Here is a 17,568-nt window from a genome sequence, read left to right on the forward strand (position 1 = left end):
GCGCAGGTCCGGCGCGGAGGGCCGCGCGCCCCGGCGCGGCCGCTCGCCTGGCTACCTCTTCAGGAGCTTGAACGCGTGCGTCCACCGGTTGTGGAGCAGCCCGGGGATGCACCAGAGCATGCAGAGCGGCTCGATCGCGCGCGCCGCCTCCACGCTCCCCATGTCCTCGGTCTCCCAGCCGAAGGTGTCGAGGATGCGCTCGACCTGCTTCTTCGCGGCGGCGCTTTCGCCGCAGATGAACATCGTCGGGCGGACGTCGCCGAAATCCGGGTTGACCATCCACACGCTGCCGACGCACGAGAACGCCTTCACGAAGTTCGCCTCGGGCGCTCGCCGCGCGAGCCGCTCGAGCAGCGATTCGTTCGGCCCCGTGAAGAACTTGAGCACGCCGTGGACGGGCGGCTCGTCCGCGATGGGGTTGGTCGCGTCGATGACCGTCTTGCCCGCGAGCGCCTGGGCGCCCGCGAGATCGACCGCCTGCTCGGCCGCGGTCCCCTTCACGGCGAGCACCACGAGGTCACCGAACTGCGCCGCCTCCGCGAACGTCCCGACGGTCGCCTTCGGCCCCGCGTCCGAGAGCCAGCTCGCGAGCTTCGAGGGCTCGCGCGTGGCGCGCATCACGCTGTAACCGTGCTTGAGGAATCCGTCGGCCAGCGTCTGCCCGACAATCCCTGAACCGAGAACCGCGATCTTGTTCATGGCGGGATCATCGCACGCGCGCGGAGCCCGGCTCCAGCGGCGCTGTTCGAAACGCAAGGAACGCTCGGGCCGTGATCGCGAGGCGCCGGGCGCAGGAGGCATATGAAAGCGCACGTCGCAACGTGGCTCGCCGCGCTCGCCGCCGCGGCGATCGTCGGATGTGAGGAAGGCGAGGAGTGGTTTCCTGGCGATGACCGGCCTGGCAGCGTGGGGGCGGGCGCAGGCTTCTCGACGGGGGCCTTCTCGACGGGGGGCTTCGACGGGACGGGCGGAGGCGGGGTCGGGGACGAAGAGGCCGTCGTGTCCCCGGTGCCGCCGCCCCCGATCAGCGGCGGTACGCTCCTCGTGACCGCCGACAGGCAGCTCGCCGTCGCCGCGGATCCGGACCGCGACAGGGTATCCCTCGTCGATCTCGCCACCGGCGAGGTGGTGCCCGACCTCGCCCTGCAAGCGGGCGACGAGCCGGGGCGCGTGATCGAGGGGGCGCCCGGCACCGCGCACGTGGCGCTCCGCCGCGGCGGCGCGGTGGTCACGATCGACCTCGCGACCCGGGAGATGCACCGCAGGCCGGTCTGCCCCGCGCCGCGCGGCCTGGCCTACGACGCGAAGACGGAGCTGCTCCACGTGGCGTGCGCGGGCGGAGAGCTCGTCTCGCTCTCCTCCGACCTCGAGGCCCCGCCCGTGCGCGCGCTCCGCCTCGACCGCGACCTGCGCGACGTCGTCGTCGAGGGCGACTCGCTGCTCGTGAGCCGGTTCCGGACGCCCGAGCTCCTCGTGCTCTCGAAGGACGGCGCCGTGGTCGAGCGCATGAAGCCGCCGATCGCCGTCCAGCCCCGGCTGGAGCGCGTCTTCGAGCCAGCGGTGGCGTGGAGGATGATCCCGCTGCCCGAGGGCGGCGTGGCCATGGTGCACCAGCGCGGCCTGGTCGATCCCATCGACATCGCGGACGCGCCGCAGAACAGCTACGCGGGGTTCGACTGCACCACGATCGTGACGCAGCCGGCGGTGACCATGCTGCGCCCGCTGCCCAGCGAGGCCAACCCGGAGCCCGCGCCGCCCGCGGCCGGCGTGGGCGGCATCGGGTTCGGCGTGCTCCCGGTCGACATGGCGATCTCCCCGGACGGCTTCCGCGGGGCGATCTTGATGGCGGGCAGCCGCATGGTGTTCGAGACGCCGCTCGATCTGCTCGAGAAGACGGACTCGCTCGGCTGCGAGTTCTCCGGCGGTCAGCGCAGCATCTCGGTGCCCGGGGACCCCATCGCGGTCGGCTACGACGAGGCGAGCAACCTGCTCGTGCAGCTCCGGGATCCGCCGAGCGTCGTGCGCCTCTCGGCCCTGACAGGCGAGCTGATCGCGACGTTCCTGCTCCCGGGCGAGCGCCGGGTCGACACGGGCCACGCGCTGTTTCACGGCCTCGGCACCGTGCTGATGCCCCTCGCGTGCGCGTCGTGCCACCCGGAGGGGCTGGACGACGGGCGGGTGTGGTCCTTCAAGCCGATCGGCGCGCGGCGGACGCAGACGCTCGCGGGCGGGGTGATCGCGACGGCGCCGCTGCACTGGGACGGCGACATGACCAATTTCGACACCATCATGAGCGAGGTGTTCGAGCAGCGGATGGGAGGCCAGCGGCAGAGCGCCGAGCGCGTGGCGGCGTTCGCGTCGTGGCTCGACACGATCAAGCCCGTGCCCCTGTCCGCGCCGGCGGACGAGGACGCCGTCCGGCGCGGCGAGGCGCTCTTCAACGACCAGGAGGTGGCCTGCGCGTCGTGCCACGCGGGCGAGAAGCTCACGGACAACCGGACGGTCGACGTGGGCACGGGCAAGGCCTTCCAGGTGCCCTCGCTGCGCGGGCTCGCCGCGCGCGCCCCGTACATGCACGACGGCTGCGCCGCGACCCTCCACGACCGCTTCGGGCCGTGCGGCGGAGGGGACAAGCACGGCGTCACCTCGACGCTCACGCCGGACCAGATCGACGATCTCGTCGCCTACCTCGAGACGCTCTGACGCGGAGCCGCCCGGCGCGCCGCGCATCGCCACGCTTCGCCACGCTTCGCCACTCTGACGCGCGCGCGCGGCCTGATGTCGATTTGACACGCGCCCGCGTGTCTCCGCCCGCGCCATCCGGCGTATTTCGCGGCGTTCGCGCGGTCCTCTCGGTGGCACCTGCCTTGCCAGTGCCGATGCGAAGGAGGTCCCGCCCATGCTCGTCCACGCCGCTCACGTCCCCGCCCGGTCCACGAATCCAGCGCCGCTGCCGCCCGGCGTGAGGCCCGCGCTCGGGCCCGGGCCGTCCCACGGCGCGGCCGGGACGGCGCCGGGCGGCGGACCGCGGGCGGCGCTCGACGAGCTCCTCCGCGGCCTTGTCGAAATGACACCGGAGCTCTTCGGCCGCGCGCTCCGGCTCTCCCGATCGCCCGCGACGGCGGAGGACCTCGTGCAGGACACGGTGGAGCGCGCGATCCGGTTCGCGTCCAACTACGAGCCTGGGACCAACCTGCGGGCGTGGGTGCATCAGATCCTCTTCAGCGTCTTCATCACCCGTTGCCGGCGCAGCCGCCGCGAGCGCAACGCCCTCGACGTGCTCGCGACCGACCCTTGCGCGTGGACCGCGCCCGAGCGCCGCGCGGAGATGCACGCCCTCTCGCCCGGCGTGCGCCGCGCGCTCGCGACGCTCCCGCCGAGCTTCCGCGACACGGTGGTGCTCGTGGACCTCGAGGAGATGTCCTACAAGGACGCGGCGACCCAGCTCGGCGTCCCGGTCGGCACGGTCATGAGCCGCCTGCACCGCGGCCGGAAGCTGCTCGCCGAGGCGCTCCGGGGCGAGGCCGCGCCCGATCTGAAGCCCGAGCTGAAGATCGACGTGAAGCTGGACGTGAAGGCCGACGTGACGACGAGCGCGGACGTGGGCGACGTGAAGGCCGCCGCATGAGCCGTCGCGGCCGCTTGCCGCGCTGATCGGCGACCCCTACCATCGGCGTGCCACCGAGGAAGCGTTCCTCGCCAGGAGGCACCATGGCCACGCCCGCGAAAGAGCCCCACGTCGTGATCGTCGGCGGAGGATTCGGCGGCCTGAACGCGGCAAAGGCGCTCCGCGACGCGCCCGTCCGGGTCACGCTCGTCGACAGGACGAATCACCACCTGTTCCAGCCGCTGCTCTACCAGGTCGCGACCGCGAGCCTCTCGCCGGCCGACATCGCCGTTCCGATCCGGTCGGTCCTGTCGCGCCAGCGCAACGCCCGCGTCCTGCTCGGCGAGGTGACGCGCGTGGACCTCGCCGGCCGCCGCATCACCGTCGACGACGACACGCTCGACTACGATTACCTGATCCTCGCCGTCGGCGCGGCCAACAACTACTTTGGCCGCGAGGAGTGGGCCCGGTTCGCGCCCGCGCTCAAGAACCTCGACGAGGCGCTCACCATCCGCGAGCGGATGCTGCTCGCCTTCGAGGCCGCCGAGCGCGAGCAGGACCCCGCCGTGCGCCGGCGGCTGCTCACGTTCGTCGTCATCGGCGGCGGCGCGACCGGCGTCGAGATGGCCGGCGCCTTCGCCGAGCTCGCGCGCTACATCCTCGCGCGCGACTTCCGCGCCCTCGACCCGTCGCTCTCGCGGGTGCTGCTCGTCGAGATCGGCCAGCGCATCCTCCAGGCCTTCCCCGAGCGCCTCTCGACGAGCGCCGAGGAGCAGCTCACGTCGCTCGGCGTCGAGGTCATCAAGGGCCGCCGCTTCCGGACCATCGACGAGCAGGGCGTCGAGTTCGAGGACGGCGAGCGCCTCCCCGCCGCGACCGTCATCTGGGCCGCCGGCGTCCGCGGCACCCCGCTCGCGCACGCGCTCGGGGTCGAGCTCGACCGCATCGGCCGCGTGAAGGTCGAGCCGGACTGCTCGCTGCCCGGGCACCCGACCGCCTTCGCCATCGGCGACATGGCCATGCTCCGCGACCGCAACGGCGTCGACGTGCCCGGCCTCAGCCCCGCCGCCATCCAGGAGGGGCGCTTCGTCGCGCGCTGCATCCTCGGCGACCTCAAGGGCCGCCCGCGCGGGCAGTTCGCCTACCTCGACAAGGGGACGATGGCGACCATCGGCCGCTCGCGCGCCATCGCGAAGGTCGGGCGCCTGCAGATGTCGGGCATGCTCGCGTGGCTCGCCTGGCTCGGCGTCCACGTGCTCTTCCTGATCGGCTTCAAGAACCGCTTCGCTGTAATGTTCGCGTGGATGTGGCAGTACATCACCTTCAAGCGCGGCGCCCGGCTCATCACGGGCCACACCACGCGGACCGCGCTGCCCGCCGCGGCGACCGCGGCCGCGCCGCCGGCGCCCCGCCCGTCGGCCAGGAGCGCGGTGGCCGACGCCGTCTCTGGCGGCGCCTGAGCGCCCTCTTCCCTCGCTCGCTTGACGCGCGCCCTCCACCATGGCGGATACGCCTCCAGTGAAGGCACGCAAAGCCCAGCAATCCGCGCGATCTCTGGCCGCCGAGCCGCCGCCCCCGGCGAGCGGGCCGGCGCCCCCGGCGAGCGAGCCGGGCGGGGACGATCCCGCGTTCGACGAGGCCTCGGATCTCACGCCGGTCGTCGCCTCCAACCTGAAGCGGTTCCGCGCCGAGCGCGGCCTGTCGCTCGAGCGGCTGGCGAAGGCGTCCGGGGTGAGCCGGGCGATGCTCGGGCAGATCGAGCTGGGCCAGAGCACGCCGACGATCAACGTCCTCTGGAAGATCGCGCGCGCCCTCGGGGTCCCCTTCTCGGCGCTGATGAGCCAGGCGGCCTCGCCCGTGACGACGGTCATGCAGTCGGCGCACGCGCGCATCCTGCGCTCGAAGAACGGCGAGTTCTCTTCCCGGGCGCTCTTCCCGATGGATCGGCCGCGCAACGTCGAATTCTACGAGCTCCGCCTCGCGCCGCGCTCCGTGGAGCACGCCGACGCGCACGCCCCCGGCACCTCCGAGAACCTGATCGTCACGGAGGGCTCGGTGGAGATCACCGTGGCCGGCGAGCGGCGCGTCCTCGACACCGGCGACGCCATCCTCTTCGAGGCCGACAGCCCGCACAGCTACCGCAACCTGGGCGGCGTCGAGGCCGTCATGTACCTCGTCATGACCTACGGCTCCCGCGGTTAGCCCCTCGCGGCCGCGGTCGGCCTGCCCGATCCCGCGCTGCCTGCGCTGCTTTCTCTGTTTCCGGATCCCAGCCGCTCGGTCTCCCTCCGGTATCCAAGACGTGTCCTCCGTTATACTGACAGATCTCCCTTGCGTCCTCCGCTTTAGCGTGAGATATGTCCGTTATAGCGGCGATGGCCCGCTGGACGTTGCAAGGAGACGGCGCGATGCGGATCACCTGGATCGGGGGGTTGGATCGCAATCAGGCCCAGCTAGAGCGGATGGCGCTGCAGGCGGGCCACCACCTGGAGTTTCACACGGGCAACACCGGGGGCCGCGGGGCGGCCGAGCTGCGGGCGGCCATCGAGCGGGCCGATCTCGTGATCGTGTTGACGGACGTGAACAGCCACGGCGGCGTGCTGCTCGCGAAGAAGCTCTGCCAGAAGCTGGGCCGCGCGGCCTTCATGGCGCGCCGCATCGGCGCCTCGCGCTTCCAGCAGCTGCTCGACGCGCTCGCGCAGCGGGAAGCGCGGTTCCTGGCCACGGGATGAGGGAGTAAAGACGACCGATGCGATGCTTGATCATGATGGTCTGTTGTGTGCTGGCGCTGGCCGCGTGCTCGAAGGGCGACGCGACCGGCGCTGCGCCTGGCGCCGCGAAGTCCGGGGCCGTGCAGCTCCTGAACGTCTCGTATGACCCCACGCGCGAGCTCTACGAGGAGGTGAACGCCGCCTTCGCGAAGCGCTGGAAGGAGCAGAGCGGGCAGGACGTCACCATCAAGCAGTCGCACGGCGGCTCGGGCAAGCAGGCCCGCTCGGTGATCGACGGGCTCGAGGCGGACGTCGTCACGCTGGCGCTCGCCTACGACGTCGATGCGGTCGCGTCGGCCGGCTACATCAAGGACGGGTGGCAGGCGCGCCTCAAGGACAACAGCTCTCCTTACACATCGACCATCGTCTTCCTGGTGCGCAAGGGCAACCCGAAGGGCATCAAGGACTGGGACGATCTCGTGAAGGAGGGTGTCGCGGTCATCACGCCGAACCCGAAGACCTCGGGCGGGGCGCGGTGGAACTACCTCGCCGCGTGGGGCTACGAGCTGAAGCGCGCGGGCGGCGACGAGGCCAGAGCGAAGGATTTCGTCGGCCGTCTCTTCAAGAACGTGCCCGTCCTCGACACCGGCGCGCGCGGCTCGACCACGACGTTCGTCGAGCGCCAGATCGGCGACGTCCTGATCGCGTGGGAGAACGAGGCCCTGCTCGCGGTGAAGCAGGCGGGCAAGGACAAGTTCGAGGTGGTCGTCCCGTCGATCAGCATCCTCGCCGAGCCGCCGGTCGCGGTGGTCGACAAGGTGGCCGACAAGCGCGGGACCAGGGCGGCTGCGGAGGCGTATCTCAACTTCCTCTACACGGAGGAGGGGCAGCGCATCGCGGTGAAGCACTTCTACCGCCCGCGCCTTCCGGCGGTCCTCGCGGCGGCCGAGTCGGAGGGTGTCTTCCAGAAGGTCGCGCTCTTCTCGATTGACGAGATCTTCGGCGGATGGCAGAAAGCCCAGAAGACGCACTTCTCCGACGGCGGCGTCTTCGACCAGATCTACCAGGCCGGCAAGTAAAATTCTGTGGGTCTCCTGTGGCGGCGACAGAGCGTTCTGCCCGGCTTCGGGCTCGCGATGGGTATCACGGTAACGTACCTGTCGCTGCTCGTGCTCGTCCCGCTGTCGATGATCTTCCTCAAGACGGCGACGCTCAACCCCGCTGAGATCTGGGCGGTGGTGACGTCGCCGCGCGCCGTCGCCTCCCTGAAGATGAGCTTCTCCGCGTCGCTGATCGCGGCGGGCATCAACGCGATCTTCGGCGTGCTCGTGGCGTGGGTGCTCGTGCGCTACACCTTTCCGGGCAAGTCGATCGTCGACGCGCTCGTCGATCTGCCGTTTGCGCTCCCGACGGCGGTCGGCGGCATCGCGCTCACGGCCATCTACGCGCAGCAGGGGTGGGTGGGCCGGTTCCTCTACCCGCTCGGGATCCAGAGCGCGTTCAGCCGCCTCGGCGTGGTCATCGCGCTCACCTTCGTGGGGCTCCCGTTCGTGGTGCGGACGGTCCAGCCGGTGATGGAGGAGCTCGAGGTGGATCAGGAAGAGGCGGCGGCGTCGCTCGGCGCGGGCCGATTCGAGATCTTCCGTCGCGTCCTCCTCCCGTCGCTCTGGCCGTCGATCCTCACCGGGTTTGCGATGTCGTTCGCGCGGGCGTTCGGCGAGTACGGGTCGGTCGTGTTCATCTCCGGGAACATGCCGCTCAAGACGGAGATCACGCCGCTCGTCATCATGACCAAGCTCGAGCAGTACGACTATGCGGGCGCGACGGCGCTCGCGCTGGTGATGCTGCTCTGCTCCTTCGTCCTTCTCTTCTTGATCAACCGACTCCAGGCCTGGAGCGGCGCGCGCGTGTCGTCGCGGAGCCCGGTCGAGGCGCCGCGCCCGGCGCCCGCTGGCCCTGCCGGCGCCGGCGCGCCCGGGGTCGCGTCGTAATGGCGGGCGCGGCGGGCAAGCTGCGGGTGAGGTCGCGCGGCGCGGTGCGCGGCGCGACCTCCGAGCCGCCGCTGGTGCGCTGGGCGCTCACGGCGGTGGCGCTGGCGTTCCTCGGGTTCTTCCTCTTCCTGCCGGTCGTGGCGGTGTTCATCGAGGCCTTGAAGGATGGCCTGTCGGGGTACTGGCGGGCGATCACCGCGCCGGACGCCGTCGCCGCCATCGAGCTGACGCTCACGACGGCGCTCATCGCGGTGCCGCTCAACCTCGTCTTCGGCGTGGCCGCGGCCTGGGCGATCGCGCGCTTCGAGTTCACTGGCAAGAGCCTGCTGGTCACGCTCATCGACCTGCCGTTCGCGGTCTCGCCGGTGATCTCCGGCATGATCTTCGTCCTGCTCTTCGGGGCGCAGGGGGTGATCGGCCCCTGGCTCATCGAGCATGACCTCCGGGTGATCTTCGATCGTCCTGGCATCATCCTGGCGACGACGTTCGTGACGTTCCCCTTCGTCGCGCGCGAGCTCATCCCGTTCCTGGAGAGCCAGGGGGCGGACGAGGAGCATGCGGCGCTGTCGCTCGGCGCGAGCGGGTGGAGCATGTTCTTCCGCATCACCCTCCCCAACGCGAAGTGGGGCCTGCTCTACGGCGTGGTGCTCTGCAACGCGCGCGCGATGGGCGAGTTCGGCGCGGTGTCGGTCGTCTCGGGCCATATCCGGGGACAGACCAACACGATGCCGCTGCACGTCGAGGTGCTCTACAACGAGTTCCACTTCTCGGCGGCGTTCGCCGTCGCCTCGCTGCTCGTGCTCCTCGCGCTCCTCACGCTCGTGGTGAAGCGCCTCATCGAGCACAGGGCGCAGCGAGAGACCGCCCCGGCGCTCGACCCGTCCGCGAAGGCCGGCGCGCAGTAACGCGGTCGCGCGGTCGTCGAGAGAGCGCCTCGCGGTTCGCGCGCGCCTCGTGCGTGGCGGGCGTGGAGAGGCGAGGGCGGCTGGAGGACCGGAGACGAGCGGGAGCGCCTGGGGCGCTGCGCTTCGCTGGAATCGCCTCTGCACGGCAGAGCGGAGGGGGCGCGGAGAACAGCAGATCTCGGCGCGTCGCGGCGACCGGCGCGCCCGTGTGGGCCCGACTTGCGATGGGTCCCCGGCGCTCCAGGTTGCAGGGAGGGGGGCGTCATGCGGTTTCTGGAAGCGATTGGGCGTGCGATCGGGGGAGTGCTGTCTCCCTTTGTCTGGCAGGGCAGCCTTCTCCGGAGAGCGCGGCTGGTCCATGCCGACGGCGTGGTCTACTGCGCGGGGGTGAAGGCGCTCGCGGTGGAGGGCGATGTCGGCGCGCTGGCGCAGCGGCTCGCGGGGCCGGCGCTCGTGCGGCTGTCGAGCGCGTTATGGCGGTGGCGGGGCGGCAAGCGGGAGCGCCGCCCGGATGTGCTGGGCATCGCGGTGCGGTTCCGGACGAGCGAGGAGGCGACGGCGGTCGCGAGCGACCGTGATCAGGACCTGATCTTCCTGAGCGCGCGGCGCTTTGCGCTGCTTCCGATCGCGCTGTTCACGACGAAGACGCGCGACTTCCTGGACAACGATTATTACGCGCAGCTGCCCTTCGACGTGGCCAGTTTCGGTCGTGCGGAGTTCCGCCTGGTGCCGCTGCGCGCGAAGACGGTGGAGGGCAATCGCCTGGACAGGCTGGAGCGCGCGGCGGCGTCGGGGCTCGCGCTGCTGCGGCTCGAGGTGAGGCGGGGGAGACGGGGGCGGTGGATGGCCGTGGCCGATATCGAGCTGTACGAGCCGGTGGACATCGACCAGAACGCGCTCCGCTTCGATCCGTTTCGCTCGGGGCGGGGGATCGTGCCGCGCGGGCTGCTCCAGGCCACGCGGCTGGCGACCTACGCGGCCAGCTACCTCGGGCGGACGCTGGCGGCGCCGGGGACCCGGGGGCATGCGCGGGGGACGCGGCGCGGCGGGCGCGAGCGGTAGGCGAGCGGGGGGCCTGGAGGTCACGAGGAGGGATCCAGGACGCAGGGGCCGGCGGAGGGTGGAGGGGGTGCGCACGCGCCGTGCGCGCTCCTCCGCCGGGGGAGGACGCGAGAAGGCGCGGTGGAGCGCTCCATGTCGAGGTGGCTCGGCTGCACAAATCGAGGTCGAGGTGCCGAAAGCGTTGACAGCGGGGCCGGGATGAGGCATGACCTCGCGCCGCTTCGAACAGTCGGTGAGGTAGCCAAGTGGTTAGGCAACGGTTTGCAAAACCGTTATACGCGGGTTCGAATCCCGTCCTCACCTCCGCACGCACGACAGCCCAGCGCTGACGGAAACGCCGCCCCGTATCGAGCCAGCTGGGCCTTGTGGTCCTGGCTTACGGCTCCGGGAGGCGAGGCTCGAACGAGGTAGAGCCGGTGCCGGAGCTCACCTCCTCGCGCTCTGGATGCCGCCGGGCGCGTCGGCAGCCATCGAGTCCGGCGCTGGACCGATGTCGCTATCGAGTCCTGGACACCGCTCGGCGGCTGACGGCGGGCGACGCCGAGCGGCTGTATCGCGCGAGCGCGGCGCGGGAGCAGCCTTTGACGGACAAGCCATCTCCCACCGCCGCGCCGGGTCGCCGCGCGCGCGAGAGACTCGCCTGGATTTTGGCGCGCGAGGCGGGACTCGTCGCCGCATGAGACGACGGGCGCGCGGGACCACCGTGGAGATCGATCGTGGTACCGTGGCGCGGCTGGATCACCGCACCCCGGGCGCCGCGGTGGCGCCGCGGGCTCCGGCGCGCTGAAGCATGGCCTCGGACCCCCCGCGAAAACCCCCCGCGCACCCCGAAGGGGCCGGCGCTCGACCCGCCCCGCTGGAACCCACGCTGCCGTACGACGGAGGCGCGGCGAGCTCCGACCCGACGCCGAGCGATCGCGCGCCGACACGGCTCTGGTCGCCCCGGCACCCTCCGCAGGCGCAAGCGCCCGCGTACGCTCCGCCGGCGCCGCCCGCGCCCGCGCACCCGCCGCAGGCGCAAGCACCCGCGCACCCGCCGCCCGCGCCCGCGTACGCTCCGCCGGCGCAGTCCGCGCCCGCGTACGCTCCGTCGGCGCCACCCGCGCCCGCGCACCCGCCGCCGGCGCAAGCACCCGCGCACCCGCCGCCCACGCCCGCGCGCCCGCCGTGGGCGCGGGGGATCGCCGCGCTCCGCGCCCTCCTCCAGCGAAAGCCCCGCAACCCGGGCCCCAGGCCGCCGCGACGCGCGCAGCTCCTCCTGTGGGGCAGGCGGCTCGCGATCGCCCTCGCGTGCCTCCTCGCGGCCGCGACGCTCGCCTTCTTCCTCGTCGTCCGCCACTACGAGCGCGACCTGCCGACAACGGCGGAGCTGAAGAACTACAACCCGCCGCAGGTGACGCGGTTCCTCGCGCGCGACGGCACCGTCATCGGCGAGCTCTTCGTCGAGCGTCGGACGCTCGTGCCCGTCACCGAGATCCCGCCGGCGATGAGCCTCGCGGCGCTCGCGGCCGAGGACGCCAGGTTCTACAAGCACGACGGGCTCAACTACCTCGGCATGCTCCGCGCCCTGATCGTCAACCTGCGCTCCGCCGAGGCGCGCCAGGGCGGCAGCACGATCACGCAGCAGGTCGTGAAGAACGTGCTGCTCACGCACGAGCGCACGCTGGACCGCAAGATGCGCGAGCTCCTCCTCGCCCGGCGGATCGAGCAGGAGCTCACGAAGGACCAGATCCTCGAGCTCTACCTGAACCACATCTACTTCGGCCACGGGCGCTACGGGGTCGAGGAGGCCGCGCGGTTCTACTTCGGCAAGAGCGTCCGCCAGGTGACGCTCGCCGAGGCGGCGCTCCTCGCGGGCATCGTGAAGGGGCCGTCCATCTACTCGCCGCGCGTGAGCAAGGAGCGCGCGGAGAAGCGCCGCGCCTTCGTGCTCGGCCAGATGCGCGAGAAGCGGTTCATGCCCGCGGCGCAGATCGACGCCGCCCTCGCGGAGCCGATCCGCCTCGCCCCCGAGCCGGAGCACTCGGACGAGCTCGCGCCGGAGGTCGTCGCCGAGGCCGAGCGCGCGCTGCGGCAGGCCGTGGGGCCCGAGGCCCGGTACGGCGGCTACACCGTCGTGACCTCGATCGACCCGAAGATGCAGGCCGCGGCGCGCGCGGCGGTGCGCCAGAACCTCGACGCGTACGCCGCGCGGCACGGCATCGCGGCGCCGTTCGCCAGGGCCAAGGGGGACCCGGCGCCGTTCCAGGGCGAGCCGAGGGACCCGAACCGCGCCTACCTCGGCGCGGTGACCGGCGCCGACGACGGCCGCGGGACGCTGGCGATCCGCGTCGGCACCGTCCAGGGGACCGTCGACCTGCGCAAGGAGCGCCGGTACAACCCGCGCGGGCTCCCGCCGAGCCGCTTCGCCGAGATCGGCAAGGTGCTGCGCGTGCGCTTCGCCGGCGACCCCGACGCCGGCAAGCTCCGGCTGGACCTCGGCCCGCAGGGCGCGCTCGTCGCGATCGACGCGCGCACGCGCGAGATCGTCGCGCTCGTCGGCGGCTACGACGGCGCGCGCGGCGGGCTCGATCGGGCGAGCCACGCGCACCGCCAGCCGGGGTCGACGTTCAAGGCGCTCGTCTACGGCTACGGCATCCACGCGCGGAAGCTCACGGCCGCGTCGATCCTCGAGACGAACCCCGCGGCGCTCGACGGCTACCAGCCGGGCAACTACGACGAGAGCGAGGGGCAGAGCCCGAAGCGCCTGCGCGAGGCGCTCGCGCACAGCGTGAACGTCGCCGCGGTGGCGGCGCTCCGGGAGGTCGGCCCCGAGGCCGTCGTCGCGTGGGCGCGCGAGCTCGGGATCGCCTCGAAGCTCGGCGCCGACCTGTCGCTCGCGCTCGGCTCGTACGAGGTGACCCCGCGCGAGATGGCGGCCGCGTACGCGACGTTCGCGGCGGGCGGCGCGTACCAGGAGCCCGTCGTCGTGACGAAGATCACGGGGCCGCGCGGCGAGGCGCTGCCGCTGCCCGCGCGGCCGCCGCCGCGCCCGGTGATGACCGCGGCCGAGGCGTACATCACGACGGACCTGCTCACCTCGGTCGTCAAGGTCGGCACCGCGAAGCAGGCCCTCTCGCTGCGCCGGCCGATCGCGGGCAAGACCGGCACGACGAACCACGCCAGGGACGCGTGGTTCGTCGGCTACTCGACCGACATCGCGTGCGCCGTGTGGACCGGCTTCGACGACGCCGCGCCCCTCGGCGCGCGCGAGGTGGGCAGCAGCGCCGCCCTGCCGGCCTTCGTCGCGTTCATGGAGAAGGCGCACGCGGGGCGGCCCGCGACCGATTTCCCGGAGCCGCTCGGGATCGTGCGCCTCGACATCGACCCCGAGACCGGCATGATCGCGATGCCCGGGCAGGAGAACGCGGTCCAGGAGGTGTTCCTCGAGGGCACCGAGCCGACCGGCGTCGCGATCCCGGACCCGGCCGCGATCGGGCAGGGGATCCTGGACCTGTTCAAGACGCAGTAGGCCCGGCGCGCCGGTCACGCCAGGTCACGCGAGGTCCTCGCGGCTCATCCGGAGCAGCCACAGCGGCGCGAGCGCCTGCGACAGGCTCCGCACCGACGAAGCCTCCGCATACCCCATGACGTAGTCCTCGATCTCGATCGGCGCGGCCGTGCCCGGCCGGCGCGGCGGGTCGAACCGGATCCGGCGCACCACGGGCAGGAGCTCCGCCGGGTTCGGCGGCAGCGCGCGCCCGCGCCGCGCCGCCTCGTCGAACGCCGCCTGCCGATCGAGGTGGTCGCGGACCGCGGCCGCGGGCGAGAGGCCCGGCCGCGCCGGCAGCACGCGCACCCGCACCACCTCGGGGCCGCGCGCGAGCGACGTCCAGACGTGCGCGCCCGTCTCGAGCTCGAAGAAGTCCCGCACGCACAGCCCGACGACGCTCAGCACGAGCAGCTCCGGGCCGCTCGAGAGCGCCGCGTCGAGCCCCGCCGTCCCGCGGCCGTGCTCGACCGCGCGCGCGTGGCCGTCGCCCTCCGGCGCGCGGCCGGATCGCGCGCCCGCCCACCCCTCGACCTCGCCGCCCGCCTCGCCGTACGCGCGCGCGAGCGCCTCGAAGAGCCCCTCTTCCGCCGCGTCGCGCGCGCCGGCGGGGGCCCCGGCCGGTGCCTCCGTGAAGCTCGCGGCGCGGAGCAGCTCGATCAGCACCGCGTGCTGGCCCGGCTCGTCCACCTTGCGGAGCGCGCGCCGCAGCGCGTGGCCCTCGGCGATGCACTCGAGCACCTCCTGCTTCGCCAGCCGCGGCAGCGGGCGCGCCTGCTGGCCCCGGTGGAACAGGCGCACGCGGTGGCGGCTCCACTCGTCGGCCACGACCACGTGCCGGAACCGCTGCATCTCCAGGTCGAGGTGCCGCTGCTCGTCGTCGTCGCCGCTCCGCCGCCGGGCGAGCTCGATGCGCTCGCGGAACGCCCGGATCGCCCCGCGCATCGCGTCGAGGTTGTAGATCGCCTCCGCGTGCTCGTGCGCCTCGGGCCCCGCCGCGGCGGTGCGGCTGTGCTCCGCGAGGTGGTAGCGGATCCGCTCCGAGAGGCGCGCGAGGTCGTCGCTCCGCTCGAGCGCGTCGACGAACTCGAGCAGCGGCGAGAGCTCCGCCACGAGCGCGTCGAGCGGCCGCTCCACGAGAGGCGCGAGCGCCCACGCCGCGGCCGCGGGCTCGGCCTCCACGAGCGCCTCGCGGTGCAGCACGAAGGGACCGGGGGCGGGGGAAGCGGGGGAAGGGGAGGGCGGCGCAGGCGAGGCGGCCGGCGCGGCGCCGTCCTCGGCGGGGGCGCCGCGCGTGTGGATGCGCAGGAGCTGCATCGCGGCGGGCGCGCTACCGGCGAGCGCGTCGCTCAGCAGCGAGCCGATCTCGTCCTCGACGAACCGCTTCACCGAGCGGGCGCCGTCCTCGGCGACGAACGCCTCGCGCGCGATCCGCTCGGCCACGCCGGCGCCCCGGCGCACGAAGACGCTCCGCTCCGTGAGCCCGCGACGGCAGAGCAGCTTGTCGAGCTCCTTCTCGGCTACCCGTACCGCGACCTGGGGCGTCAGCGGCCGGAACGGCACGACCCGATCGATCCGGTTGAACAGCTCGGGCGGGAAGAACTCGCGCACGGCCCGCGCGACCTCCTGGGCCGCCTCCTCCGCCGCCGCGAGCGCGCGCGCCTCGGACAGCCCCGCGCCGCCGAAGCCGAGCGAGGGCCGCGCGCGCGCGCCCAGGTTCGACGTCATCACCACCACGGCGTGGTTGAAGTGCGCGGGCCGCGCCGCCGCGTCGGTGAGCCGGCCGTCCTCGAAGAGCTGGAGCAGCAGGCTGTGCACCGACGGGTGCGCCTTCTCGATCTCGTCGAGCAGCACGAGCGAGAACGGCTGCTCCCGCGCCCGCTGCGTCAGGATCCCGTCGGGCGCGTACCGGTCTCCGATGAGCCGCGCCGGCGCGTCGGGGCCGCTGTGCTCGCTCATGTCGAGGCGCAGGAGGCGCGACGCGCCGCCGTAGATGAGCTCCGCCATGCACCGGGCGAGCTCGGTCTTGCCGGTCCCCGTCGGCCCGGTGAACAGGTACACCCCGTACGGGCGCCGCGGGTCCACGAGCCCCGCCTTGATGCGCGCCACGAGATCCGCCGCGGCGCGCACGGCCTCGGGCTGGCCGATGACCCGCCGGCCGATCTCCTCCTCGAGCGCGCCGGCGTCGAGCGGCTCGTCGCCGCCGAGCAGCAGCCCCGGCACGCCGGTCTTCTGCGACAGCAGCCGGAGCACGTCGTGCGAGCCGACCGGCCGCGGCCCGCGCGCGGCGGCCTGCTCGGCGGCGGGCGCGGGCCTCCCGGTCGCGCGGACGACCTCGCGCAGGAGGTCCATGGCCTTGCCCGGGAGCGCCTGCGCCGACAGGAGCGAGCCGCCGAGATCGAGGATCGTCCGCAGCGCGTACGGGCTCACGCGGGCGGCGTGGCGCTGCTCGAGGGCGCGGACCTCGCGCACCATGAGGCGGAAGGTCTCGGAGGGCGTCGCCTCGGGGAGGAACAGCGGCGTGAACAGGGCCGCGAACGACGGCGCCTCCTGCTCGAGCAGGCGGAACGCCTCGGGCGAGCACTCGCCGACCATCACGATCTCGCGGCGGGAGAGCGGGCCGCGGAAGAAGTCGGCGAGCGAGCGCTCGCTCTCGCGCGACCGCCCGATCCGGCCGAAGTGGTGGAGGTCGTCGACCACGAGGATCGCGCCCCGGCTGCGCGCGTCCTCGACCAGCTCGACGCAGCGCTTCTCCCAGTCGCCGAGGTGGCTCATCCCGGCGATGATCCTGCGGCCGCTCACGGCGACGACGTCGCGCGCGCGGTCGAGGTTCCGGTGCGCGGCGTACCCGTCGGCCTCGAGGAGGTCGAGCACCGCCCGGTGGATCAGCGTCGTCTTGCCGCACCCCGGCGGGCCGACCACGATGACGGGCTGGGCCCTGCCGGCGCCGAGCAGCAGCGCGAGCTGCTCGCGCTGCGGCGAGCGCGGCGCGCCCCCGTCGAGGTCGCCCTGGGCCGCGCGCTGCGTGAGGCTCACGCCGAGGCCCGGCAGCACCTTGAGGCCGCGGCGCTTCTTCCAGCGGAACGCCGGGTCGGCGCCGGTGTCGTCGTCGCCCGGCCGATCGGGCAGGTCCGCGAGCGCCGAGCGCGGGGTGCACGAGAACGACAGCGTCGTGAGGCGCTCCTTGCCGCGGCTCCAGAGCGCCGCGATCTCGTCGTCGTCGAGCGCGGCCCACGCGACCTGGAACAGGGCGCGGAGCTGCTCGTCCAGCGGGAGGTCGTCGCGGATCGGCGCCGCGTCGCCCTGCCGGGCGGGGTGGTAGGCGAAGACGATGCGCTCGTGCTCGGAGGCCCAGCGCGGCTCGAGCACGACGGGGCAGAGCCCGCTCACCTTGCGGCGATCGGCGAGGCCGGCGCCGGACAGCGTGAGCTCGAGGCGCACCTTCTCGAGCCGGATGCCGCGCGGCACCTCGAAGCGCGCGAGCTGCGCGGCGCGGGTCTTCTCGAAGATCGGCCTGAGCTCCTCGATGAGCAGGCGCCGCACGCGCTCCGGGTGCCGCCCCTCGCGCGAGCGCGTGCTCGGGCCGAGGCCGAGCGTCACGCACGCGACGTTCGTGGTCCTCCGCTCGAAGAGCGGGATCGTGAAGTGCACGGCGGCGAGTGTAGTGGAGATCCCGGCGGCCCCCGCGCGCTCTCTCCGCTGCGGCTCGATTTCTCGGGCGATCCGCGCCGCGGCGACCCGGATCGCCCGGCCGCGCGGGCTC

12 protein-coding genes and 1 tRNA gene are annotated in these 17,568 nt (G+C 73.2%); 11 read left to right on the top strand and 2 right to left on the bottom strand.

What is annotated here, in order from left to right:
- Positions 1-51: 51 nt before the first annotated feature.
- Entirely contained in the window at positions 52-699 is a 648-nt protein-coding gene (locus tag WME96_RS02145; protein WP_437288524.1) for an NADPH-dependent F420 reductase, read from the bottom strand.
- Positions 700-801: 102 nt separating this feature from the next.
- Here WME96_RS02145 and WME96_RS02150 point away from each other — a divergent pair, with 102 nt between their 5' ends.
- The 11 genes from WME96_RS02150 (at position 802) to WME96_RS02200 (ending at position 13,787) form a co-directional block, all read left to right on the top strand.
- Positions 802-2,703 (top strand): c-type cytochrome, encoded by a 1,902-nt coding sequence (locus WME96_RS02150; RefSeq protein WP_437288525.1) that lies wholly within the window; start codon positions 802-804, stop codon positions 2,701-2,703.
- A 196-nt stretch (positions 2,704-2,899) separates the two neighbouring features.
- Entirely contained in the window at positions 2,900-3,628 is a 729-nt protein-coding gene (locus WME96_RS02155) for an RNA polymerase sigma factor (RefSeq protein WP_437288526.1), read from the top strand.
- An 83-nt stretch (positions 3,629-3,711) separates the two neighbouring features.
- Positions 3,712-5,067: an NAD(P)/FAD-dependent oxidoreductase gene (locus WME96_RS02160; protein ID WP_437288527.1), complete on the top strand. Its 1,356-nt coding sequence runs from the start codon at positions 3,712-3,714 to the stop codon at positions 5,065-5,067.
- 58 nt (positions 5,068-5,125) lie between these two features.
- The gene (locus WME96_RS02165; protein WP_437288528.1) at positions 5,126-5,809 is read left to right on the top strand and encodes a helix-turn-helix domain-containing protein; all 684 of its coding nucleotides are present in this window, start codon (positions 5,126-5,128) and stop codon (positions 5,807-5,809) included.
- A 206-nt stretch (positions 5,810-6,015) separates the two neighbouring features.
- On the top strand, positions 6,016-6,339 hold the full coding sequence (locus WME96_RS02170) for a DUF2325 domain-containing protein (protein WP_061607824.1): 324 nt from the start codon (positions 6,016-6,018) through the stop codon (positions 6,337-6,339).
- A 32-nt stretch (positions 6,340-6,371) separates the two neighbouring features.
- On the top strand, positions 6,372-7,397 hold the full coding sequence (locus tag WME96_RS02175) for a sulfate ABC transporter substrate-binding protein (protein WP_433937705.1): 1,026 nt from the start codon (positions 6,372-6,374) through the stop codon (positions 7,395-7,397).
- Positions 7,398-7,403: 6 nt separating this feature from the next.
- Positions 7,404-8,309 (top strand): sulfate ABC transporter permease subunit CysT, encoded by a 906-nt coding sequence (gene cysT, locus WME96_RS02180; RefSeq protein ID WP_437288529.1) that lies wholly within the window; start codon positions 7,404-7,406, stop codon positions 8,307-8,309.
- The gene (gene cysW / locus WME96_RS02185; protein ID WP_437288530.1) at positions 8,309-9,214 is read left to right on the top strand and encodes a sulfate ABC transporter permease subunit CysW; all 906 of its coding nucleotides are present in this window, start codon (positions 8,309-8,311) and stop codon (positions 9,212-9,214) included. The genes cysT and cysW overlap by 1 nt, the downstream gene beginning before the upstream one ends.
- 303 nt (positions 9,215-9,517) lie before the next feature.
- On the top strand, positions 9,518-10,276 hold the full coding sequence (locus WME96_RS02190; protein WP_437288531.1) for a hypothetical protein: 759 nt from the start codon (positions 9,518-9,520) through the stop codon (positions 10,274-10,276).
- A 231-nt stretch (positions 10,277-10,507) separates the two neighbouring features.
- Positions 10,508-10,579, top strand: a tRNA-Cys gene (locus WME96_RS02195).
- 487 nt (positions 10,580-11,066) lie between these two features.
- Positions 11,067-13,787 carry a penicillin-binding protein 1A gene (locus WME96_RS02200; RefSeq protein WP_437288532.1) on the top strand — a complete coding sequence of 907 codons (2,721 nt, stop codon included), beginning with the start codon at positions 11,067-11,069 and terminating at the stop codon, positions 13,785-13,787.
- A gap of 24 nt (positions 13,788-13,811) precedes the next feature.
- On the opposite strand, the gene WME96_RS02205 is transcribed toward WME96_RS02200, so the two are convergent.
- On the bottom strand, positions 13,812-17,456 hold the full coding sequence (locus WME96_RS02205; protein ID WP_437288533.1) for an AAA family ATPase: 3,645 nt from the start codon (positions 17,454-17,456) through the stop codon (positions 13,812-13,814).
- Positions 17,457-17,568: the final 112 nt, after the last annotated feature.

Origin of the sequence: Sorangium sp. So ce406 (assembly GCF_051474675.1) — a bacterium.
GTDB classification, from domain to species: domain Bacteria; phylum Myxococcota_A; class Polyangia; order Polyangiales; family Polyangiaceae; genus Sorangium; species Sorangium cellulosum_G.